Source organism: Streptomyces sp. N35 (genome assembly GCF_016464295.1).
Taxonomy (GTDB): domain Bacteria; phylum Actinomycetota; class Actinomycetes; order Streptomycetales; family Streptomycetaceae; genus Streptomyces.
In genome coordinates, this window is sequence record NZ_JAEIMH010000032.1 from 48489 (window position 1) to 70827 (window position 22339).

General features: G+C 71.1%; 19 protein-coding genes. 10 read left to right on the plus strand and 9 right to left on the minus strand.

The window, feature by feature from the left end:
- Nucleotides 1-231: 231 nt before the first annotated feature.
- Both JAO81_RS19230 and JAO81_RS19235 read left to right on the plus strand, forming a co-directional pair.
- A complete protein-coding gene (locus JAO81_RS19230; RefSeq protein ID WP_199549108.1) occupies nucleotides 232-1911 on the plus strand; it encodes a hypothetical protein in 1680 nt (559 codons plus the stop codon).
- Between the two features lie 206 nt (nucleotides 1912-2117).
- Nucleotides 2118-3329: a S8 family peptidase gene (locus JAO81_RS19235; protein ID WP_199549109.1), complete on the plus strand. Its 1212-nt coding sequence runs from the start codon at nucleotides 2118-2120 to the stop codon at nucleotides 3327-3329.
- A 51-nt stretch (nucleotides 3330-3380) separates the two neighbouring features.
- On the opposite strand, the gene JAO81_RS19240 is transcribed toward JAO81_RS19235, so the two are convergent.
- The gene (locus JAO81_RS19240) at nucleotides 3381-5039 is read right to left on the minus strand and encodes a VWA domain-containing protein (protein ID WP_199549110.1); all 1659 of its coding nucleotides are present in this window, start codon (nucleotides 5037-5039) and stop codon (nucleotides 3381-3383) included.
- Nucleotides 5040-5193: 154 nt separating this feature from the next.
- Nucleotides 5194-5649 carry an ATP-binding protein gene (locus JAO81_RS19245; RefSeq protein ID WP_199549111.1) on the minus strand — a complete coding sequence of 152 codons (456 nt, stop codon included), beginning with the start codon at nucleotides 5647-5649 and terminating at the stop codon, nucleotides 5194-5196.
- Between the two features lie 111 nt (nucleotides 5650-5760).
- On the opposite strand from JAO81_RS19245, the gene JAO81_RS19250 reads away from it, so the two are divergent.
- Nucleotides 5761-6597, plus strand: coding sequence for a helix-turn-helix transcriptional regulator (locus tag JAO81_RS19250; RefSeq protein WP_199549112.1), 837 nt, complete (start codon nucleotides 5761-5763; stop codon nucleotides 6595-6597).
- A complete protein-coding gene (locus JAO81_RS19255; RefSeq protein WP_199549113.1) occupies nucleotides 6582-6821 on the plus strand; it encodes a DUF397 domain-containing protein in 240 nt (79 codons plus the stop codon). Before JAO81_RS19250 ends, JAO81_RS19255 begins: the two co-directional genes overlap by 16 nt.
- A 21-nt stretch (nucleotides 6822-6842) precedes the next feature.
- Here JAO81_RS19255 and JAO81_RS19260 read toward each other — a convergent pair whose 3' ends face one another.
- A complete protein-coding gene (locus tag JAO81_RS19260; RefSeq protein ID WP_199549114.1) occupies nucleotides 6843-7709 on the minus strand; it encodes an ABC transporter permease in 867 nt (288 codons plus the stop codon).
- A complete protein-coding gene (locus JAO81_RS19265; protein ID WP_199549115.1) occupies nucleotides 7706-10351 on the minus strand; it encodes an alpha/beta fold hydrolase in 2646 nt (881 codons plus the stop codon). The genes JAO81_RS19260 and JAO81_RS19265 overlap by 4 nt, the downstream gene beginning before the upstream one ends.
- A 652-nt stretch (nucleotides 10352-11003) precedes the next feature.
- Between JAO81_RS19265 and JAO81_RS19270 the strand changes: the two genes are divergently transcribed.
- From JAO81_RS19270 to JAO81_RS19280, 3 genes are all read left to right on the plus strand, one after another.
- Nucleotides 11004-12164: a WxL domain-containing protein gene (locus JAO81_RS19270; RefSeq protein ID WP_233415593.1), complete on the plus strand. Its 1161-nt coding sequence runs from the start codon at nucleotides 11004-11006 to the stop codon at nucleotides 12162-12164.
- Nucleotides 12165-12256: 92 nt separating this feature from the next.
- Nucleotides 12257-13360 (plus strand): WxL protein peptidoglycan domain-containing protein, encoded by a 1104-nt coding sequence (locus JAO81_RS19275; RefSeq protein ID WP_199549116.1) that lies wholly within the window; start codon nucleotides 12257-12259, stop codon nucleotides 13358-13360.
- Nucleotides 13324-13737, plus strand: a complete 414-nt coding sequence (locus JAO81_RS19280) for a GNAT family N-acetyltransferase (RefSeq protein ID WP_199549117.1) — start codon at nucleotides 13324-13326, stop codon at nucleotides 13735-13737. Before JAO81_RS19275 ends, JAO81_RS19280 begins: the two co-directional genes overlap by 37 nt.
- A 49-nt stretch (nucleotides 13738-13786) precedes the next feature.
- Here the strand turns inward: JAO81_RS19280 and JAO81_RS19285 are convergent, their stop codons facing one another.
- The gene (locus JAO81_RS19285; protein WP_199549118.1) at nucleotides 13787-14416 is read right to left on the minus strand and encodes a LysE/ArgO family amino acid transporter; all 630 of its coding nucleotides are present in this window, start codon (nucleotides 14414-14416) and stop codon (nucleotides 13787-13789) included.
- A gap of 96 nt (nucleotides 14417-14512) precedes the next feature.
- Here JAO81_RS19285 and JAO81_RS19290 point away from each other — a divergent pair, with 96 nt between their 5' ends.
- Both JAO81_RS19290 and JAO81_RS19295 read left to right on the plus strand, forming a co-directional pair.
- Nucleotides 14513-15433, plus strand: a complete 921-nt coding sequence (locus JAO81_RS19290; protein WP_199549119.1) for a LysR family transcriptional regulator ArgP — start codon at nucleotides 14513-14515, stop codon at nucleotides 15431-15433.
- A 120-nt stretch (nucleotides 15434-15553) separates the two neighbouring features.
- Nucleotides 15554-16348, plus strand: coding sequence for a hypothetical protein (locus JAO81_RS19295; protein WP_199549120.1), 795 nt, complete (start codon nucleotides 15554-15556; stop codon nucleotides 16346-16348).
- 1 nt (nucleotide 16349) lies between these two features.
- On the opposite strand, the gene JAO81_RS19300 is transcribed toward JAO81_RS19295, so the two are convergent.
- The gene (locus tag JAO81_RS19300) at nucleotides 16350-17228 is read right to left on the minus strand and encodes a LysR family transcriptional regulator (RefSeq protein WP_199549121.1); all 879 of its coding nucleotides are present in this window, start codon (nucleotides 17226-17228) and stop codon (nucleotides 16350-16352) included.
- A 96-nt stretch (nucleotides 17229-17324) separates the two neighbouring features.
- On the opposite strand from JAO81_RS19300, the gene JAO81_RS19305 reads away from it, so the two are divergent.
- Nucleotides 17325-18083 carry a hypothetical protein gene (locus JAO81_RS19305; RefSeq protein WP_199549122.1) on the plus strand — a complete coding sequence of 253 codons (759 nt, stop codon included), beginning with the start codon at nucleotides 17325-17327 and terminating at the stop codon, nucleotides 18081-18083.
- Nucleotides 18084-18091: 8 nt separating this feature from the next.
- On the opposite strand, the gene mmsA is transcribed toward JAO81_RS19305, so the two are convergent.
- Genes mmsA through iolB form a run of 3 tightly spaced genes read right to left on the minus strand, consistent with a single transcriptional unit; the run spans nucleotide 18092 to nucleotide 22330 of the window.
- On the minus strand, nucleotides 18092-19594 hold the full coding sequence (gene mmsA, locus JAO81_RS19310; protein ID WP_199549141.1) for a CoA-acylating methylmalonate-semialdehyde dehydrogenase: 1503 nt from the start codon (nucleotides 19592-19594) through the stop codon (nucleotides 18092-18094).
- Nucleotides 19595-19634: 40 nt separating this feature from the next.
- Complete coding sequence (gene iolD, locus JAO81_RS19315; RefSeq protein WP_199549123.1) at nucleotides 19635-21530, minus strand: 3D-(3,5/4)-trihydroxycyclohexane-1,2-dione acylhydrolase (decyclizing); 1896 nt, start codon at nucleotides 21528-21530, stop codon at nucleotides 19635-19637.
- Nucleotides 21527-22330, minus strand: coding sequence for a 5-deoxy-glucuronate isomerase (iolB, locus tag JAO81_RS19320; protein ID WP_199549124.1), 804 nt, complete (start codon nucleotides 22328-22330; stop codon nucleotides 21527-21529). The genes iolD and iolB overlap by 4 nt, the downstream gene beginning before the upstream one ends.
- Nucleotides 22331-22339 lie beyond the last annotated feature (9 nt).

Below are 22339 nucleotides of genomic sequence, written 5' to 3' on the forward strand. Positions count from 1 at the left end.
CGACGAGTGGTGCGGTGGTGCCAAGTTCTTTACGCAGGTGCGCCGAGCGCCTAGCCCGGGAAGAGTCGAGCGCCTTGCCCGGGAGGTGCCAAGTTCTTTACGCATGGGTCAACTTACCGATGCGTAACGCGAAATCAATGCCTCCGACAGGGGGCATCGCGTGCACCCGTCAGGCCCACACCTCCGGCGCGCCCGCGCCGCCCGGGGCCCGCCCCGGGTGAGGGTCGGAGCATGGCCACGACGTACGCACCCACCCACACGGTGGAGTTCACCGAGGACGGAGCCCGGCCCCGGCGCGGGCTGCGGGCGGCACTGATCGCGCTGCCCGCGCTGGTGATCCTGGTCGCCGGGTTCCAGCGGCGCTGGATGTCCGACGACGCCCTCATCTATGTCCGCACGGTCCGGCAGATCCTGGCGGGCAACGGCCCGGTGTTCAATCCCGGCGAACGCGCCGAGGCCTCCACCGGCACGCTCTGGCAGTGGCTGCTCGCCGCGGCGGGAGTGACCGGCGTGGACCTCGCGCAGGCGGCCGTCTACGGCGGGCTGCTCCTGACCGCCGCCGGTTTCGCGCTCGCCGCGTACGGCTGCCTGCGGCTGTACGGGAGTTCGGCGACGCTGCCGCTGGGCGCGCCCCTGCTGCTCGCGCTGCCCCCGGTGTGGGACTTCGCCACCTCCGGTCTGGAGACGGGGCTCGCCACGTGCTGGCTCGCGGGCGGCTGGCTGCTCCTGGTGACCCGGCCCGCCTCGGTGTGGACGTCGGTGGTGCTCGGCCTCGGGCCGCTGGTCAGACCGGACTTGGGCCTGGTGTCGGCGGTGTTCCTCGGCGCCCAGTGGCTGCTCGTGCGACCGGGAAGGCGGCGCACCCTGGCCGGTCTTGGGGCGGCGCTCGCGCTCCCGGCGGCGTACGAGATCTTCCGTGCGGGCTATTACGGGCACCTCGTGCCGCTGCCGGCCGTCACCAAGGAAGCCTCGCAGAGCCTGTGGGCGCGCGGGTTCACGTATCTCGGCGACTTTGCAGGACCGTATCTGCTGTGGGTGCCCGCGCTGTTCGTGCTCGCGGCGGTGCTGCCGGCGCGTACCGCGGTGCGGGTGCCGTGGGTGCCGGTGCTCGCGCCGGTCCTCGCCGGTGTTCTGTGCTGGGTGTATGTGATCAAGGTCGGCGGGGACTTCATGCACGGCCGGATGCTGCTTCCCGGCCTGTTCCTGATGCTGCTTCCGGTCTTCCTCGCCCCCGCGAGCCGCGCGGCCGCGCTGGCCTCGGTGGGGGTCGCGGTGTGGGCGGCGGTGTGCGCGAGTGTGCTGCGGATCGATTACGAGGGGCGGGTCGGTCCGGGCGGCATCGCGGACGAACGCGGGGTGTACGTGGTGCAGAACGCCGATCCGCATCCGCTGCACCACACGTTCGCGGGCGCCGACTGGCACGCCCGCTACGGCCGTGCGGCGCGCACCGCAAAACCGCCGGCGCTGCTGTTCCCCGGGCCCGTGCGGCTCACGGCCGGGGCTCCCACCGTGACCGGTGTCTACCCGGTGCTCGGCCACAACGGCACCTCGGTCCCGCTGGACGGTGCGGCCCTCGACCCGATCGGTCTGGCGTACCCGCTGGCCGCGCACTCCCGGCAGGTCCAGGGCGGACGGGTCGGGCACGACAAGCATCTGCCGGACGCATGGGTGATCGCCGACCGCGGCACGGGGGAAGCCAGTGAACTCCCGTCCGCGGTGGACCCGTTGCAGGTCCGCGACGCCCGTCACGCCCTCAGCTGCGGAGCGCTCGCCGAACTCCGGGCCGCCACTCAGGCACCGCTCACCACCCACCGGTTTCTCGCCAATCTCACCGGCTCATTCCAGCGCACGGGCTTCCGCTTCCCGACCGATCCCGCCCAAGCTGTACGGGAGTTGTGCGGCCGGCCCTGACCGGATCCGCACAATCCCTCACCGCAGGCACAGGTTTGGCATGCACAGCGCCACGCCATGATGTTTCACGGCACCCCTCGTACCGCCCAGGGGACGCCGTCACGCACCGCGCACACCTCATTGCCCGTTCCCCACCTGGGCCGTACACCCCGCCTTCGCGCGGGTGTGCGGACCGGTCGGTCAACGAAAGGTCAGGTGCTCCACTCATGGGTTCGTCCTCCCGCAGACTCGGCGCGCTGTTCGTGCCGGTCCTGCTCGCCGCCGGCATCCAGTTCGCCGGCTCCCCCGCCCACTCCGCGCCCGCCGCGGGCGAAGTCCGGTACGCGCCGGAGTCGTCGGCCGTCGACGGCAGCTGGATCGTCGTCCTCAAGGACGGCTCCGCGTCCCGCGCCGAGACCGCTTCCGCCGCCCGCTCGCTGACCGGCGAGTACGACGGCAGCCTCACGCATGTCTACGGCAGCGCGGTGAAGGGCTTCGCCGCGAAGCTCTCCAAGGCCGAGGCCAAGGAGCTCGCCGCGGACCCCGATGTCGCCTACGTCGAGCAGAACGCGCGGGTCTCCATCAGCGAGACCCAGCCGAACGCCACCTGGGGCATCGACCGAATAGACCAGCGGGACCTCCCGCTCTCCACGACGTACACGTACAACACCAACGCGTCCAATGTGACGGCGTACATCATCGACACCGGCATCCGCACCTCGCACAGCGACTTCGGCGGGCGCGCGAGCATCGGCACCGACACCGTCGGCGGCGGTCAGAACGGCCAGGACTGCAACGGGCACGGCACGCATGTGGCCGGCACCGTGGGCGGCAAGAACTACGGAGTCGCCAAGGGCGTCAAGCTCGTCGGCGTACGCGTCCTCGACTGCAACGGCTCCGGCACCACCGCCGGGGTGATCGCGGGCGTCGACTGGGTGACCGCCAACGCCGTCAAGCCGGCCGTCGCCAACATGAGCCTGGGCGGCGGTGCCAACACCTCGCTCGACAACGCCGTGAAGCGCTCCATCGCCTCCGGTGTCACCTACTCGCTCGCGGCCGGCAACGGCAACTTCCTCGGCTGGCCGCAGAACGCCTGCAACTCCTCGCCGGCCCGGGTCCCCGAGGCGATCACGGTGGGCGCGACCGACCGCAACGACCGGCGGGCGTCGTTCTCCAACTACGGCACCTGCCTCGACCTGTTCGCGCCCGGCGTGAGCGTCACCTCGGCCTGGATCACCAACGACACCGCGACCAACACCATCAGCGGTACGTCGATGGCGGCGCCGCACACGGCCGGTGTCGCGGCCCTCTACCTGGCCAACAACCCGGGCGCCGCGCCCGCGCAGGTTCGGGACGCGCTGGTGAACGGGGCGACCAACGGCAAGGTCCAGGACCCGCGCACGGGCTCCCCGAACAAGCTCCTCTACTCGCTCCTTTAAGGCACTTGGGCGGTGCGGAGGGCCCTGCGCCCTCCGCACCCCGCCCACCGCCTACAGCTCCCCCTCCGGCTCCCCGCCCCCGTCACCGTCCCGGTCCGGCGCGGGCGCCAGGCCCAGAAGGCGGCAGGCCTGCTCGAGAGAGGTCGCGAGGTCCCGTACCGCGGCGTCACCCGTCGAGGTGGCCAACTGCTGCGCCTCGCGGCGGAGTTCCGGCAGCGACGGCGCGCCGGGCAGGGAGCCGCCCGACTTCGGCGCCGTGTCGTCCTCGGTGCACTCGGTCTCCGACTCGCACGGCCGGTAGCCCGACTCGGTCCGCAGTCCGTCCGCGAAGTACCCGGCCACGGCGGCGACTTGGAGCGAATCGTCGGCGCCTGCGCCCCACAGGGGCTTGTTCAGCGCGGAGGCCTCGATCTGCTCGGACTCCTCGGACGGGGAGCGGCTGTCGGGGTCGAGCCAGCGGACGCTGGCGGTGGCGACATGGCCGCTGTCGGCGCCGTCGCGCAGCTTGACCGCGTAGAGCGCCGTGACGGTGTGCCCCGGACCGACCTCGCCGCCGTCCACGCGGTCGTCGCGGAAGTCCTCGTCGGCGACCTCGCGGTTCTCGTAGCCGATCAGCTTGAACTGCTTGACCGTCTGCGGGTCGAAGGCCACCTGCGCCTTGGCATCGCGGGCGCGCAGCTCGATATGGGCGGGCAGGTCGTCGCAGAAGACCTTCTCGGCCTCGTCGAGGCTCGAGACGTATGTGGTGTGCCCGTCGCCCTTGTTGGTGAGCCGCTCCATCAGCTGATCGCCGTACTCGCTGCCCACCCCGACCCCGAACAGCGTGATGCCGTGCTCCTTGCGCTCGTCCTCGATGCGCTCCAGGATCCCGTCGGCGTCCGTCTCGCCGACGTTGGCGAGCGCGTCGGAGAGCAGCACGACGCGGTTGGTGGAGCCGGGGACCTTGCCGTCCACGGCGGTGTCGTAGCCCTCCTCCACACCGGCCGCGACATTGGTCGAGTCGGTGGGCTCCAGGTCGTCGATCACGTCGTGGATGCGGTCCTTGTTGCCGCCGATCCGGGTCATCTCCAGGACGGTGTCGGCCTCGTCGCTGAAGGTCACGATGGCCACCGAGTCGTCGGAGCGCAGCCGGTCCGTCATGAGGTCGAGGGAGTCCCGTACAAGATCGAGCCGGCCGGGCTCGGACATGGACCCCGAGATGTCCACGACGAAGGTGAGGGCCGCGGGCGGGCGCCGCTCGCCGTCGCCGCCACGGGTGGCCAGGCCGACCCGCAGCAGGGACCAGTCGGGGTCCTGGGTGCGGGCGCCGTCGACGCTCACGGAGAAGCCGTCGCCGTCGGGCCGTTCGTAGTCCTGCCGGAAGCTGTTGACGAACTCCTCGGGACGGACGTTCGCCGGGTCGGGCAGCCGGCCCTCTTCGAGCGAGCGGCGCGCGTAGCCGTACGAGGCCGTGTCCACATCGAGCGCGAACGTGGAGAGGAAATCGGGTTCGGGTGCGATCTCCCGGCCCTCGCTGTCCTTCTGCGCCCCCTCGGCCCCCTCGGTTCCTCGCGGCTGGTCCGGCGCGGGCATCGGCGCGCTGTCCGCCTTGCCGCCGCCCTCGCTCGCCCGGTTGCCGTCGCTGCCGCCCCCGGCACCGCAGCCGGTGGCGAGCAGCGCCCCGGCCATCGCCAGGGCGAGCGCCCCGGACCGTACTCCTGTGCCTCGCATCAAGTGCCCCCTCGGTCATCGGTCTTGTGACTGTGACGCAGGGGACTTCAGGAATGTGCGGTCCGGCCTATTGCGGAAGAGTTGCGATGCGGCAACGTCGGTCGCGGGCCGATAACGAAGATCCCGACCCGGTCACACCCCGGGAACGGACCGGTCACCCCAGTCGCGGAACCATCACGTCCGCCCCCGGAGTCCGGTCACCGCGGGTTCGCCGCTCGTCTGACGCCGCGAACTCGCACCACACCGTCTTGCCGGGATCCCGCTCCCCCACGCCCCACTTGTCGGCCAGCACGTCCACGATGCGCAGGCCGCGGCCGGCCTCGTCGGCGGTCTCGGGGATTCTCGGGTCCCCGGCACCGCTGTCGTGCACCTCGATACGGAGTACGTCGGCGTCGCGGGCCATCCGCAGCAGGAACCCCCGCCCCGGCGGCACCCCGTGCAGCAGCGCGTTGGTGGCGAGTTCGCTCACACAGAGCAAGGGGTCGTCCGGGGCGGGCCAGCCCCAGTCGGCGAGCGCGTCGCGGGCGAAGTGCCTGGCGACGGGGATGGACTGGCGTTCCCGGCGGAGGAACTTCTGGCGCACGAGGGGGAGTTGGGGTTCTTCGTTCATGGGACGAGGGTTGCGGAGCGTGACTATCGTGGAACAGTCAGTCGGCTCATACCCGTGAGCTGTATGACCTCGGGCCGGGTCGAGCAGGGGACGGTGGGGGAATTGACGGACATGGCTGTCAGGAAGCGCCCCCGGAAGAACGCGTCGGCGATGCGGATGGTCGGCGCGCTGGTGGCGCAGTTCCGCAGGAACGCCGGTCTGACGCAACGGGAGCTGTCGGCGCGGCTGGTGGTCGCGGAGGTGACGATCGCCTCCATCGAGCAGGGGGTTCGGCCGCTGTTGCCGGATCTGGCGGAGGCGCTGGATCAGGTGCTGGGTAGCCAGGGAGCGCTGGCTGTCGCCGTGGCCAACATGCCGGAGATCGACCAGTTCCCGCTGTGGGCGGAGTCGTATATCGAGCATGAGCGCGACGCTCTCGCGCTCTCCAAGTACGACGCGCTAGCCATCCCAGGACTTCTACAGACGCCCGGATACGCCCGGGCGGTGCTGCAAAACCGAGTCCCTGCTTACGACTTGGACGAGGTCGAAACAAAGGTGGCCGCCCGCGTCGGACGCCAGGACATCCTGCATCGCAGGGTGCCACCGACGATCAGCTTCGTAGTCTGGGAGCCCGCGCTGCGTATGGCGTTCTGCGATGAGCAGGTGCGGGACGAACAGGTGCGCCATCTGTGCACGATTACCGAACTGCCTGGCCTCACACTGCAGTTCCTGCCGCTCGACGCCCCAGCTCACGCCGGCCTCGACGGCCCCTTCACCTTGCTGGAGACGCCCGAACACCAGCACCTCGCCTACACCGAGACCCAGCGCGGCAGCCAGTGGGTCTCCGAGCCTGATGAAGTGTCCATCCTGGCGCGCAAATATGCGATGCTGCGATCGCAGGCCCTCTCCCCAGCGGATTCGAAAGGCCTGCTGGACCGGCTGCTAGGAGAGCGATGGGCACCGCATTGAACTGGTTCAAGTCGAGCTACAGCGGTAGCGAAGGCGGCGACTGCCTCGAAGTCGCCTACGACTGGCGCAAGTCCACCTACAGCGGCAGCGATGGCGGCGAGTGCCTGGAGATCGCCACCCACCCCGCCGCCATCCACATCCGCGACTCCAAGCGCCCCGAGGGCGACACCCTCACGGTCACCCCCGAGACCTGGGCCGCCTTCACCGCGTACGCGACCAGCTGACCCCACCGCAAGCAGCGCCGCTCAGGACACGATGTCCTTGCGCGAGAACGCGCGGAACGCGAGCGCGATCAGGACCACGGCGTACGTGACCGACACCGCCGCGCCCTGGAGCATCCCGCCCCACTCCAGCTTGGGCTGCAGCGCGTCGATCCACGCGAACTGCCAGTGCGCGGGCAGCACATCGCGCCAGTTGCCCAGTGCGGTGACCGCGTCGAGGACATTGCCGACGATGGTCAGGCCCACCGCGCCGCCGACCGCGCCGAGCGGTGCGTCGGTCTTCACGGAGAGCCAGAACGCGAGGCCCGCGGTGACCAGTTGGGACAGGAAGACGTAGACGACCACGATCAGGAGCCGTCCGGCCGACTCCCCCGCCCCGATCCCGCCGCCGGTGGGCAGTTGCAGGGGCCCCCAGCCGTACGCCGCCGTGCCCACGACGAGTGCGACCAGGGGAAGCAGCAGCATCGCCGCCGCACTGAACGTGAGCGCCACGGCGAGCTTGCTCCACAGGAGCCGGGCGCGCGGCACGGGCGCGGCGAGCAGATAGCGCAGCGAGGACCAGCTGGCCTCGGAGGCCACGGTGTCGCCGTGGAAGAGGGCGACGGGCACCACGAGCAGGAATCCGGCCGAGACGAACAGGCAGGTGGCCGCGAAGTTCACGCCCGATTCGGTGGCCGTCTGCATCAGCGTCGGGCCGCGCTCGGCGTTCCCGTCGGGGGTGCCGCCGATCGCGAAGGCCGCGACCAGGATGAACGGCAGAATCGTCAGGATCCCGGCCATCACCAGGGTCCGGCGCCGCTTGAGCTGGCGCAGCGCCTCCACCCGGAAGGGCAGGGTGCGCCGGGCGCGGTAGCCGGGCGCGGCCTCGGCCGGCTTCACCTCAGTGCTCATGCCGAGCCTCCGATCAGGTTCAGGAACGCGTCCTCGAGGCGGCGGTGCGGTCCGACACCGGTCACCGGTACTTCGAGGCGCAGGAGTTCGGCGAGCAGGTCGGTCACGCTCGCGCCGTCGAGGCGTACGAGCAGACCGCTCTCCGCGATCGCCGCGGAGCCGATGCCGGGCAGAGAGTCGATCTTCTCGGCGACGGCCTCCGGCACGGGCTCGGCCGTGGACACGAGGAGCGTCTCGCCCGAGCCGACGATCTCGGCGACGGGGCCGGCCTGCACGAGCTGTCCCCGGTCCATGACGACCAGATGCGTACAGGACTGCTCGACCTCGGAGAGCAGATGGCTGGAGACGATCACGGTGCGCCCGGCGGCCGCGTACCGGATCATCACCTCGCGCATCTCGCGGATCTGCGGCGGGTCGAGTCCGTTGGTGGGCTCGTCGAGGATCAGCAGGTCCGGCAGGCCGAGCATGGCCTGGGCGATGGCGAGGCGCTGGCGCATGCCCTGCGAGTACGTGCGCACGGCGCGCGCGAGGGCGTCGCCGAGGCCGGCGATCTCCAACGCGTCCTCGATACGGGCGTCTTCGGCCGGACGGCCGGTCGCGGCCCAGTACAGCTCCAGGTTCTCGCGCCCGCTCAGATGCGGCAGGAAGCCCGCGCCCTCGACGAACGCGCCCACCCGGGACAGCACCGGGGCGCCCGGCCGGATCGCGTGCCCGAAGACCCGGATCTCTCCGGCGTCGGGGGTGATCAGGCCCATGAGCATGCGCAGGGTGGTGGTCTTGCCCGCACCGTTCGGTCCGAGCAGCCCGAGGACCTGGCCCTTCTCGACGCGGAAGCCGAGGTCCCGTACGGAGTAGCGTTCGGACTTGCCGTACTTCTTGCTCAAGTCCGTGATCTGGAGCGGCACTTCGGCGAGTGCGGGGTCGGCGGGCGGAGCCGCCACCCGGCGGCGTGCGGTGAAGAGCAGTCCGGCCGCGAGCACCACGCCCACCAGCGGCAGCGCCCAGACCCAGGCGGGGAGCGGCGCGGCGGCGGTCTTCACACCGGGCGCCGTGGGCACGCTCAGGTCGTCGAGCAGCGTCACCTTGTACGTGGCGGGCTCGACGGGAGAGGCGTAGCCGAGGTCGGTGGAGGAGAGGGCGAGGCGCAGCTTGTGCCCGGACTGCACCTCGTGGTCGATCGCGGGCAGCGTGAGGTCGACCTCGCGGCCGTCCTCGGCGTCGGTGACCCGGATCGGCGAGACCAGCTGGGAGGGCAGCACCTGCTGCTGTCCGTCCGGCCCCACGTCGTACACCTTCGCGAAGAGCACCGCCTCGCCGGAGTCGGACTGCACCCGTACCTTCGCGGTGGGCGAGCCGGTGATCTGCAGGTCCTTGCCGAGCGGCGCCGAGTCGAAGGCGGCGAACTGGCCGGGGAAGTCGAGCGAGAGCCCGCCGAGCCCGAGCGAGGACAGCTGGGAGAGGCCGCCGCCGAGGCCGGGCACCGTGGAGATCGCGGGCGGGCTCGAACCCGCCGGATTGTCCAGGGACTTGGTGCCCTTGGTCAGCTCGACGGTCTTCATGCCGCTGTCGAGCCCCGGGTACTGCCCGTCGGTCGCGCCCCTGAGCTGCGCCCGTCCGTCGGTGGAGTCCACTCCCCCGGTACGGGTCACCCGGAACGCGGGACCGGTGTCGGCGCCCTTGTCCCGCTTGAGGTAGCGGTCGAACCAGCCGGCCGCCCGGCCGTCGGCCCGGGCGCCCTCCATGTCGCCGCCGTCATGGCCGCCGGCGATCCAGTCGACGGCGACCGGGCCCCCGTTGTCCCCTATGGCCTTCGCCATCTCGTCGGCCTGCCCGAGCGGGAAGAGGGAGTCGGTCTGGCCCTGAAGGATCAGCGCGGGCACCTTGATCCTGTTCCCGACCGCGGACGGGCTGCGCTCCTCGAGGAGCTGCTTCGCCTTCGCGTCGGGCTTCCCGGCGACCGCGACCCGGTTGTACATCTCACAGATCCGCTGCTCGAACCGGTCGCAGCCCCCGCCGGTGGACAGGAACATCCCGGCCCACAGCTTCTTGAAGACCCCGTTCGGGAACAGGGCGTCCGAAAGGTTCCAGTACGTGATGAGCGGCGCGATCGCGTCCACCCGCTCGTCGTGCCCGGCGGCAAGGAGCGAGACCGCCCCGCCGTACGAGGCGCCGGTCACACCCACGCGAGGGTCGCCGCTCTTGTCGAGCTGGACCTCGGGGCGCTTCGCCAGCCAGTCGATCATCCTGGTGACGTCGGCGACCTCGGCCTCCGGATCGTTGAGACCGATCTTGCCGGTGGACTTGCCGAAGCCGCGCGCCGACCACGTGAGCACCGCATAGCCGCGCTCGGCGAGCCGCTCGGCCTGCGCCCGGACATCCTTCTTGCTGCCGCCGAAGCCGTGTCCGATCAGAACGGCGGGGCGTTTGGTGTCGCTGCTGCCCGCCGTGAAGTACGAGGTGTCGATCCGCGCGCCGTCCATCTGCAGCAGCGCGTCCGCGCGGTGCACGGCGGGCTTGTCGTCGGCGGTCGCCACGGCGGTCCAGGTGCCGGCGCCCACGAGCACGGCGAGCGCAGCCCCCGCGGCGGCGAGCCGTCGGGGGCGTGTGCGGGCACGCTTCAGCCCGGGCAGTCGAAGATCCATGCCTACGAGCGTAAGCGGACGCTGTGACAACCGCGGCCCCCGCCGGACGGAGACCCCGAGCCTCCCCCGGAGGTAGGAGACGTGCGCGGCGTACCGCAGACGCAGTACGTGGCGCTCCTTCGGTAACGGGCCACCTAAAGCGCACCTTACTGCGGACATAGGGGGCATATCAGAATGGGAGCGCTTTCACACCTGACGGACCGTCAAACGCGGTCTGCGGCAACCTTCACATGTCATTGACATCTCCGGCACCTGGCGCGCTAATGCGACCACCGCACCACAGCCATGAGCAACGAGCCGCACCACATACGAAACCGGCCACCCTTTCCCGCGCCAACAGGTCAAGGGTGGCCGGTCCGTCGGCACAGGAGTGCCGGTCCCATGTAAGCACTCAACGCCTTGGGCCGACACCTCCTGTGATCACTTACGGCTGCCCAACTGCCGTATCTCATACGAGGATCACGACCCAAGGGGGCACCACCCAGTGAGAACGACCCGTAAGCGAAGTCTGGCCTGCGTGGGAGCGCTGGCCCTAGCCGTGGGGGCGGGAGTCGTGGGGCTCGCGGCCCCCGCGAGCGCCGTGACGGGCACCGCCACGGCCAGCATGCACTGCCAGCTGCCACCGGGCTCTCCGTCGCCGAACCCGCGCGACATGAACTCCACGTACACGGTGGAGGTGCCGGACGAGGTACAGCCGGGCGATGTCCTGCCGGCCGGTTCGGTCAAGGTGACACCCTCGCCGACCGGCGTGACGGTGCCCTTGCAGCTGACCCTGACGATGACCCCGTCGGTCACCTTCGAGCTGGAGAACGCGGGGATACCGGGCGGCACCAAGGTCACGGTCACCGGCGACGTACAGCCGCCGCAGACGGTCCCCGCGAACGGGGAGCCGTCGATCGCGCCCTGGACCAACAACGCGCCGATCACGATCCCGGCGAGTGCGAGCCCGGGCGCGATCAAGTGGCTGGTCGACTCGTCGAAGACCGTCACGACGATCACCAACCCGCCGCTCGGCGCACAGGACACCGTGTGTACGGCGAACGCGCCCAAGGTCGCGGTGGTCACCAACCAGATCCCGGTGCCGACCGTGCCGACCACGACCAAGCTGACCCCGAACAACGGTGGTCCGGGGACGGCCGTGACGGCGACGGGTGTCAACTTCGCTCCAGGGCCGGTGACTTGTACCGCGTCCCTGGCCGGTGTGGACACCGACACCGGTACCGGAACGGCGGACGCGGGCGGTAACGCGACCTGTTCGCTCACGGTCACCACGAAGGCGGACAGCATCCGGATCGGCTCCGCCCCGGGCAAGGCCTTCGTCTGGGTCACGCCCATCGAGGGCGTGCCGCACCCCGTGGACATCGAGGTGCTTCCGGGCGCCCTGGCGATCGGACCCGCGGGCGGTCTGCCCACGCTCGACCTGGGCTCGGTCACCATCAACGGCAAGTCCCAGACGGTGACGGGCACCTTCAACGCCGCCGCCGTACAGGACTTCCGCGGTGGCAGCCTCGGCTGGGACGTGACCGTGACGAGGACACCGTTCCTCAACACGGCCACCGGGCACGCGATGAACACGGCGGCGCTCTCCATTGCGCCGACCTGCGCCGTGACCAACCCGGACAGCCCGAGCCCGTGCGTCGTGGGCGCGGCCGGCGCGATCACGGACACACCGAAGCAGGTCGCCTCCCAGGCGCCCGGCGGTGAGGAGCTGACCGGTGGCGAGTTCGCGGTCGGCGGCGGTGCCTCGCTGAAGCTTCCGCCGTTCATGTTCGCGGACGCCTATCAGTCGGTCGTCACGTTCTCCATGGCGTAACCGGCACAAGGTGCAGGGTGCGCCCCCGGCTCGGTCACCTCGGGGCGCGCCCTGCACCGACTCCCGTACGAATTCGGCCTCTTGGAGCAGGCATGCCCAGACCGTACGCGTTGATCGTGGCCGCAGTGGTCGGCCTGCTCATCACCCTCACCGGCCCGCCGCCCGCCGCCCGCGCGGCGGACAACGGCACCTGGGCGGTCTTCCCCACGCCACCGGAGGGTTCCGACAAGCGCACCCGCGAGTACTTCGCGCACGAGGCGGACCCGGGCGGCGAGATCGAGGACAGCGTCACCATCGCCAACACCTCCGACGAGGCCCTCACCTTCCGGGTCTTCGCCACGGACGCGATCAACACCCCGCAGGGCGGCGCGTTCGCGCTGCTGCCGGTGGAGCGCGAGCCGAAGGATGTCGGCACGTGGATGCTGCTCGGCAAGAACGACTCCGCCCGGGACACCACGCTCACGGTCGAGGCGCACCAGCGGGTGGACATCCCGTTCCGCGTGAAGGTGCCCGCCGACGCCACCCCCGGTGACCACATCGGCGGCATCGTGGCGCTGAACACCAAGGTGGAGAGCGTCCGCAAGAAGGACAAGGTCCAGGTGGGCGTGCGGCGTTCGGTCGGCGCGCGGATGTATCTGCGGGTCGACGGACCTCTCGCACCCGACCTTGCGATCGAGTCGGTCTCGGTCGACCGCGCCGCTCCCCTGATCCCCTGGGTCTCGGACGCCAAGGCCACGGTCCGCTACGTCCTGGTCAACCGCGGCAACGTCCGTCTGCGCCCCACGATCCAGCTCTCCGCCGAGGGCCTGTTCGGGCGCGACGTCCTGACCCAGCGCCCGCGCGCCATGAAACTGGAGCTGCTGCCGGGCCAGCGGGTGGAGTTCACCGAACCGTGGGCAGGCTCCCCCCAGTTGGACTGGGTGACGGTGAAGGCGAAGGCGGGCGCGTTCGACGAGCCGAAGGTGGCGCAGACGACGCGCGAGACCTCCTTCCTGGCCGTGCCCTGGCCTACCCTCGGCGCACTGTTCGCGCTGGCCCTGCTCGTCTGGGGCGGCCGCCGGATCCGCCGCGCGGGCGGTCCGCGCGCGCTGTGGCGCCGGCTGCGCTCGCGTCTGCGCGGAACCCCGAAGTCCGTCAACTCCCGTGATACCGATGAGGAATGGACATCCGCCGCGCCACCGACGCTGACCAGGTGACAGCAGCAGCCCACCTCTTCGACGCCCCGCCCCGCGAGGAGGCCACCCGCCGCTTCCTCGCGGCCGGCGGCCACCACATGTTCCTCGCGTACGAGGACGGCGTCCCCACCGGCTTCATCACCGGCATCGAGATCCATCACCCCGACAAGGGGGTGGAGATGTGCCTGTACGAGCTGGGGGTGGACGCTCCGTACCGGCGCAGGGGGATCGCGACGGCACTCATCGCCGAACTCGGGGCCCTGGCGCGGAAGCTGGGGTGCTACGACATGTGGGTGCCGGTGGACACGGACAACGAGGGGGCGCTGGCGACGTACCGGGCGACCGGTGCGCGGCAGGACGGGGTGTGCGCGGTGCTGACGTGGGAGTTCGACGGTTAGCGTCCGGCGGCCGGCGGTGCGTGGGGGTCCAGCGGCCGACGGTGCGTGCTCACAGCGTGCGCAGCACCAGCATCCCGCCGAGCGCCAGCATCGTCACCGCCACCGCGCCGTCCACCACCCGCCAGGCCGTCGGCCGCGCGAGGACGCCGCTGAGCAGCCGCGCCCCGTACCCGAGGGCCGCGAACCACACCAGACTGCCGAGCATCGCGCCGACGCCGAACACCCACCGCAGGTCCCCGCGCTGCGCGGCCACCGAGCCGAGGAGCAGCACCGTGTCCAGGTAGACATGCGGGTTCAGCCAGGTCAGCGCCAGGCAGGTGAGCACCGCGGCCCGTATCGACCGGGTGCCCGCGCCCTCCGCCCGCAGCCCCTGCGCACCGTCCACCGGGCGCAGTACGCGGCGGGCGGCCAGGACTCCGTAGCCGAGCAGGAACGCGCCGCCCGCCAGACCGATGACCGTCATCGCCGCCGGCCACGCGGTGACGACCGCGCCGAGGCCGGCCACTCCGAGGGCGATCAGGAGGGCGTCGGAGACGGCGCAGATGGCGACCACCGAGAGCACGGCCTGTCCGCGCACACCCTGGCGCAGCACGAAGGCGTTCTGTGCGCCGATGGCGACGATCAAGGAGAGTCCGGTGCCGAAGCCGGCGCCGACCGCCGGGAGAAGTCCGCTGTTCATGCCTTCGACGCTAAGGATCCCCTGGCCTTCAGTACAGCTAAAGTTTCTTACGTACCTTTAGCACTCGTCATGAAAGGGACTGGAGCGGCCGTGCCGATGGAGCTACCCCACGACCTGGTCCGCACCCTCCTCGCCGCCGTCGACGAGGGCACCTTCGACGCCGCGGCGGCCGCCCTGCATCTGACGCCCTCGGCGGTCAGCCAGCGGATCAAGGCCCTCGAGCAGCGCACCGGGCGGGTGCTCCTGATGCGCACGAAGCCGGTGCGGCCGACCGAGTCCGGTGAGGTCGTCGTGCGTTTCGCGCGGCAGCTCGCGGCCCTCGAGCAGGCGGCGCACCTGGACCTCGGGCTCGAGGACGACCCCGCGGACGACGGACCGCGCGGGGCGGCCCGGCTGCCGATCGTCGTGAACGCGGACACTCTGGCCACCTGGTTCCTGCCCGCCCTGACCCGGGTGCCGCAGGACCCGCCGGTCTGCTTCGAGCTCCTGCGCGAGGACGAGGGGCACTCCGCGACGCTGCTGCGCGAGGGCCGTGTGATGGCGGCGGTGACCTCGTCGGCGGAGCCGGTGGCGGGGTGCACGGTGCGGCCGCTGGGCCTCGTACGCTATCTGCCGCTGGCCACACCGGAGTTCAGGGAACGGCACCTGACGCCGGGGCCGCTCTCCCGCCGACTGCCGGAAGCCCCGGTCGTGATCTACGACCGCCGCGACGAGCTCCAGGACCGCTTCGTGCGCACCCTCACGCGCGGCCGCACGGACGCAGGTCCGCTGCGCCACTACGTCCCCACGTCCGAAGGATTCCGCGACGCGGTCGCCGCCGGCCTCGGCTGGGGTCTGCTCCCCGACCTCCAGGCCGCACCGCTCCTGAGCTCGGGCGCCCTCACCGAACTGGCACCGGGCAAGCACCTGGACGTACCCCTGTACTGGCAGCAGTGGAAGCTCGACGTCCCCGCCCTCGCGCACGTCGCGGAAACGGTCGCCGAGGCGGCCACCGAGTTCCTGCACCCACCGGGCTGACCCGCGGATCTTGGGGACTCAGGTCCCGCTTATCCGGGTCTTATGTCCGCTCGTACGCCCTCCGTGCCTGCCTAGGGTTGCCGTGATCCCGGCGAACACCCCCAGCAGAGGCAGAGATTCATGAAGCGCACCCTCGCGGCCACGGCCGCCCTCGTCGTCGTCGCAGCCGGCGCCACCGCTTGCGGAGCGGGCTCGACCGTCGACACCGGCGCGGCGCTCCTGAGTGCGCTGACCAAGGCGTCCGACCAGACGCAGAAGGCCGGCTCGGCCGAGGTCGCGATGAGCACGGACCTCGGCCAGGGCGACCCCATCGCCATGGACGGCACCTTCGCCTGGGGCAAGGGCGGCGAGATGGCGTACGACGTGCGGATGGACGCCGCGGCCGCCGGGATGAGCACTCTGGTGGAGGGCGACAAGGTGCGCGCGCTCCTCGTCGACGGCGCCTACTACTACAACGTGCAGCCGCAGGCCGCGGGCCCGCTGCGGAACAAGCACTGGGCGAAGGTCGAGGTGTCGGCCGTGCTCGGCGAGGAGGCTGCCGAACAGGTCGCCGTGTCCGGCGACCCGACCTCCGGCCTGCGCAGCATCAAGGATGCCAAGGACATCGAGAAGGTCGGCGAGGAGACGGTCCTCGGCAAGAAGACGACGCACTACAGGACGGCGTTCTCCGCGGACTCGCTCGGCGCCGCCGCGGAGGGGCTGGCCAACGCGGCGGGCAAGGACTTCGACAAGGTGACCATGGAGATCTGGCTCGACGACCAGAACATGCCGGTCCGTATCAAGCAGGACATGGGCGCCCTGAAGATGAGCATGGACTTCAAGAAGTTCGGCGCCGCGAAGAAGATCACGGCGCCGCCCGCGAAGGACACCGCCGACCTGTCCAAGATGATCGAGGAGCAGATGCAGGGCTCGTGACCTACGCGGCCCCGCCGCCCCCCGTACCGATCCGCTCCGCCAGCTCCCGCGCCGCTCCCCGCGGCAGCCGCCCGTGCACCACCTCGACCCGGTGCACGATGGGCGGCACCGAGATCGCGGTCACGCTCACACCGTGCAGCCGCCGCGCCGTGGAGTCCGGCAGCACGGTGAGTCCGTGGCCCGCACGGACCAGGGCACCGAGGGTGAGGACGTCCGTGCCTTCGTACGTCGTACGGGCGCGGAACCCGTCCGTGCCCGCCGCCACCCGCAGCCGGGGCAGCGGAACTCCCGTGTCGGGGGCGTCGATCCAGTGCGCCTCGCTCAGGTCCGCGAGACGTACGGAGGGACGGCGGGCGAGAGGGTGACGGGCGGGCAGCACGACCGCCAAGGGCTCCTCGGCGACCCGCACGGTGGTGAGCGGACCGAGGTCCGCGAGCGCGAGCGGATCGCTGGGGGCCGCGGCTCCGTCCACGAGGGCGAGGTCGACCTCGCCGGAGGTCACGGCCGCCAGCGCTTCGTCCCGGCCCAGGACCCTGAGGCTCGGACGGTCCCCCGGCAGGGGTGCGGCAAGGAGCACGGGGTGCGACAGCGGCGTACAGGCGACCGAAATCCCTTGCTGTGGCGCCTGGTTGAGGCGGGCCAGGTCCGCCCGGGCCGCGTCGAGGCGCAGGAGCAGCGGGCGGGCGTGCTCCATGAGCCGGGCCCCGGCCGCGGTCGGGGCGACGGGCCGGCGGGTCAGCAGCGGTGTGCCGAGGTCGGATTCGAGGGCGGCGATGTGCTGGGAGACGGCCGACTGCGTATAGCCGAGCGTGCTCGCCGCGACGGAGAACGAGCCCTGGTCGACGACGGCGACGAACGTCCGCAGGAGATGGGGATCCACGTCGGACAGTCTGCATCAGGCCGCATCAGCGCTGCTGATGCACCGTCCAGGAATCATCGTTGGACCTGATGCGGGCTCCGGGCTCACGATGCAGACATGACGACTTCCCTGCCCGTTACGGGACAGACAGCAGGTACAGCACGAGCCGCGCGTCTCGCCCTCGTCGGCGACCGCTCCCCCAACGTCCGCTCCCACATCCGCATCCCGGGCCTCCTCGACGCGCTGCGCGAGCGCGAGCACCTCGATCTGGAGGCGTACTGGATCGCGACCGAGGAAGCGGCCGCCCAGGGGGTCGAGGGCTTCGACGGGATCTGGGTGCTGCCGGGCAGCCCCTACCGCAGCGAGGCGGGCGCCCTCAGGGCCGTGCGCACCGCACGGGAACAGAACATCCCGTTTCTCGGCACCTGCGGCGGATTCCAGCACGCGGTCCTGGAGTTCGCACGGAACGTCTGCGGGCTGGCCGATGCCGCGCACGCCGAGAACGATCCGACGGCCGAGCGGCAGCTGATCGTGCCGCTCGCGTGCTCCCTGGTCGGACACGAGGGCGCCGTCCGCCTCGAGCCGGGCACCCTGGCGCGGGAACTCCTCGGCACCGAGCGGTCACTGGAGCGCTACCACTGCTCGTACGCCCTGGTCGAGGAGTATCTGGAGACCCTGCGCGGTCATGGGCTGCGCTTCAGCGGTACGGACGACGAAGGCGCCGTCCGCGTCGCCGAGCTGCCGGGGCACCCGTTCTTCCTCGCCACCCTGTTCCAGCCGGAGCTGGCCGGTGACGGCGCACGCGCGCACCCGGTGATCCGCGGGTTCGCCGCGGCGGCGGTCCTGCATGCCGCCACGGCGAAGGCCGCTGCCTGACAAGGACCTCAGTGGTTGCGCGGGAAGCCCAGGTCCACGCCGGTCGGCGCCTCGGACGGGTCCGGCCAGCGGGTCGTGACGACCTTGCCGCGGGTGTAGAAGTGCGTGCCGTCGTTGCCGTAGATGTGGTGGTCGCCGAAGAGCGAGTCCTTCCAGCCGCCGAAGCTGTGGTAGCCGACCGGGACCGGGATCGGGACGTTCACGCCGACCATGCCGGCCTCGACCTCCAGCTGGAAGCGGCGGGCCGCGCCGCCGTCGCGGGTGAAGATCGCGGTGCCGTTGCCGAAGGGCGAGTTGTTGATGAGGGCCAGGCCCTCCTCGTACGTGTCGACGCGCAGGACGCACAGGACCGGGCCGAAGATCTCGTCCTTGTACGCGTCGGCCGTGACCGGGACGCGGTCGAGCAGCGAGAGGCCGATCCAGTGGCCGTTCTCGTGGCCCTCGACGGTGTAGCCGGTGCCGTCGAGGACGACCTCGGAGCCCTGATCGGCGGCGCCGTGCACGTACGAGGCCACCTTGTCGCGGTGGGCCGCGGTGATCAGCGGGCCCATCTCGGACGCCGGGTCGTTGCCGGGACCGATCTTGATCTTCTCGGCGCGCTCGCGGATCTTCGCGACCAGCTCGTCCCCGGTCGAACCGACGGCGACCACGGCCGAGATGGCCATGCAGCGCTCGCCCGCCGAGCCGTACGCCGCCGAGACAGCCGCGTCCGCGGCCGCGTCGAGGTCGGCGTCGGGCAGCACCAGCATGTGGTTCTTGGCGCCGCCGAGTGCCTGGACGCGCTTGCCGTTGGCGGAGGCGGTGGTGTGGATGTAGCGGGCGATCGGGGTCGAGCCGACGAACGAGACGGCCGCGACGTCCGGGTGCTCGAGGAGCCGGTCGACGGCCACCTTGTCACCGTGCACGACGTTGAACACACCGTCCGGCAGGCCCGCTTCGGCGAGCAGCTCGGCGATCTTCAGGGAGGCCGACGGGTCCTTCTCGGACGGCTTGAGCACGAAGGTGTTGCCGCACGCGATGGCCAGCGGGAACATCCACATCGGCACCATGGCCGGGAAGTTGAAGGGCGTGATGCCCGCGACGACACCGAGCGGCTGGCGGATCGAGGCCACGTCCACGCGGCTGGACACGGAGGTCGACAGCTCGCCCTTCAGCTGCACGGTGATCCCGCACGCCAGGTCCACGATCTCCAGACCGCGCGCGACCTCGCCGAGCGCGTCCGAGTGCACCTTGCCGTGCTCGGCGGTGATCAGCTCGGCGATCGCGTCGCGGTTGGCGTCGAGCAGCGCACGGAACTTGAACAGCACGGTGGTGCGCTGGGCCAGCGAGGACTGCCCCCAGGTCGCCCAGGCCTCCTTCGCGGCGGCGACCGCCGCGTCCACCTCCTCGACGGAGGCGAAGTCGACCTGCGTGGTCACGGCGCCGGTCGCCGGGTCGGTGACCGGCCCCGAGCGGCCCGAGGCACCCTCGACGCTCTTGCCACCGATCCAGTGGTGCACGGTCTTTGTCACGGCGTTCGTCATGGCGTACTCCTCGAACTCCTGCTGGTTGTCACAGATGGCGCCGGCGGGCCCGCACTCGCCTCTCATAGGTCCGGCGCGCCTCGACCGCCGCCTTGCGGCTCGCGGTCTCGGCCACGGGAACATCCCACCACGCCTGCGCGGGTGGCACGCCCGACACTGTGTCTGCGGATTCGGTCTCGACGTAGACACATGTGGGAACGTCCGCAGCGCGTGCTACGCGGAGAGCTTCCCGCAGCTCACGTACGGTCTTCGCGCGCAGCACCCGCATCCCCAGGCTCTGCGCGTTGGCAGCCAGATCGACCGGCAGCGGGTCCCCGGTGTACGTCCCGTCCTCGGCCCGGTACCGGTATCCGGTCGCGAACCCCTCGGCCCCGACCGACTCGGAGAGCCCGCCGATGGACGCGTACCCGTGGTTCTGCAGGATCACGACCTTGATCGCGATCCCTTCCTGTACGGCGGTGACGAGTTCGGTCGGCATCATCAGATACGTCCCGTCGCCGACCAGCGCCCAGACCTCGCGCTCCGGCCCGGCGAGCTTGACCCCGATGGCGGCGGGGATCTCGTAGCCCATGCAGGAGTAGCCGTACTCGACGTGGTACTGGTCGCTGCGGCGGGTACGCCACAGCTTGTGCAGATCGCCGGGCAGGGATCCCGCGGCGTTGATGAGGACGTCGCGGTCGTCGGCCAACTCGTCCAGGACACCGAGGACTTGGGCCTGGGTGGGCCGGGCCTCCTCGTCGGGCGCCGCGTAGGCCTCGGTGACCAGGGAGTCCCACTCGGCCTTGGCCCGGCCGTACTCGGCCTCGTACGACCCGGGCAGGCGGTAGGCGGGAATCAGTTCGGTGTCCGCGGTGCGCTCCGCGAGGAGGTACCGCAGCCGCGTCAGCCCTGCGGCCGCGTCCCCGGCCAGCGAGATCCCGCCCATCTTGTGGGAGTCGAACCCGGCGATGTTGAGGTTCACGAAGCGCACGTCAGGGTGCTCGAAGAGCGTCCCCGAGGCCGTCGTGAAGTCGGTGTAGCGCGTACCGATCCCGATCACCACATCGGCGGTGCGGGCGATACGGTCCGCGGCGGCCGTCCCCGTGTGCCCGATCCCGCCGAGGTCGGCGGGGTGGTCGTGGGGCAGCGCTCCCTTGCCCGCCTGGGTCGAGGCGACCGGGATCTTCGTGCTGTCGGCGAACGCCTTCAGGGCGGCCTCGGCACCTGCGTGGCGGACACCGCCGCCCGCGATGACGAGCGGTCGGCGGGAGTGGCGGATCAGCGCGACCGCCTCGTTCAGATCGCGTTCGTCCGCCTGCGGCCGCGGGATCCGCCACACCCGCTCCCGGAAGAACTCCTCGGGCCATTCGTACGCCTCGGCCTGCACGTCCTGCGGGAGCGCGAGCGTCACCGCACCCGTCTCCACGGGATCCGCAAGCACCCGCATCGCACTCAGCGCCGCCGGGATCAGCGCCTCGGGGCGGGTCACCCGGTCGAAGTACTTCGACACCGGCCGCAGACAGTCGTTCACCGACACATCGCCCGCGTACGGCACTTCGAGCTGCTGCAGTACGGGGTCGGCGGGCCGCGCCGCGAACACATCGCCCGGCAGCAGCAGTACGGGGAGGTGGTTGACGGTGGCGAGCGCGGCGCCGGTCACCAGATTGGTGGCCCCGGGGCCGATGGAGGTGGTCACCGCGTGCGTGGACAGGCGCCGCGAGTGCCGCGCGTATCCGACCGCCGCGTGCACCATCGACTGCTCGTTGCGCCCCTGGTGGAAGGGCATCTCATCGGCGTACTCGACGAGTGCCTGCCCGAGCCCGGCCACGTTCCCGTGCCCGAAGATCCCCCAGGTCGCCGTGATCAGCCGCTGCCGGGTCCCGTCGCGTTCGCTGTACTGCCGGGACAGGAAGCGTACGAGCGCCTGGGCCACGGTGAGTCTCATCGGTAGCCCTCCGTGTAGTCGGGGTGGAACCGGATGCGCCACTCCCGCCCGGCCCCGGGGCCGGCCATCACGTTCAGGTAGTACATGTCGTGCCCGGGCTGCGCGATGGACGGTCCGTGCCAGCCGTCCGGGACCAGGACCGCGTCCCTGGTGCGGACTTCGGCGAGCACATCCGTACCGCCGTCGCGGGACGGACTCACGCGCTGATAGCCGAGGCCTTCCGGTCCGCCGTCGATCTCGAAGTAGTAGATCTCCTCCAACTCGCTCTCCACGTCCGGCACTTGCTCGTCGTGCTTGTGGGGCGGATACGAGGACCAGTTGCCGCCGGGGGTGAGCACCTCGACCGCGATCAGCCGGTCGCACTCGAAGACGCCGGCGGCGGCGAAGTTGCGCACTTCCCGCGCACAGCGGCCGCTGCCCCGGCGTTCGATGGGAACCTCCGCCGCGGGGCCGTAGCGAGCCGGGAGTCTCCGCTCGCATTTCGCTCCTGCCAAAGCGAACCGGCCTCCCACGGCGGAGGCGATCTGGGTGTGGGCGTCACGCGGTACGTACGCGAAGTCGGTGGCGCCCGCGTAGACATCCTTGCGCCCGCCGAGTTCGATCATCATGCCGTTCACATAAACGGTGCATCCCCCGGTCAGCGGCAGCACGATCCACTCGCTGCCGCCGCTCACCAAGGTGTGCGAACCGCCCGGCGGCAGCTCGAGCACCCGCAGGGACGCGAACGTCCATGCGGCCCGTTCCGGGCCGATGTCCAGGGCGTACGGCCCGTGCGCCGTCTCCCCTGCCCGTACATGCATCGCGACTCA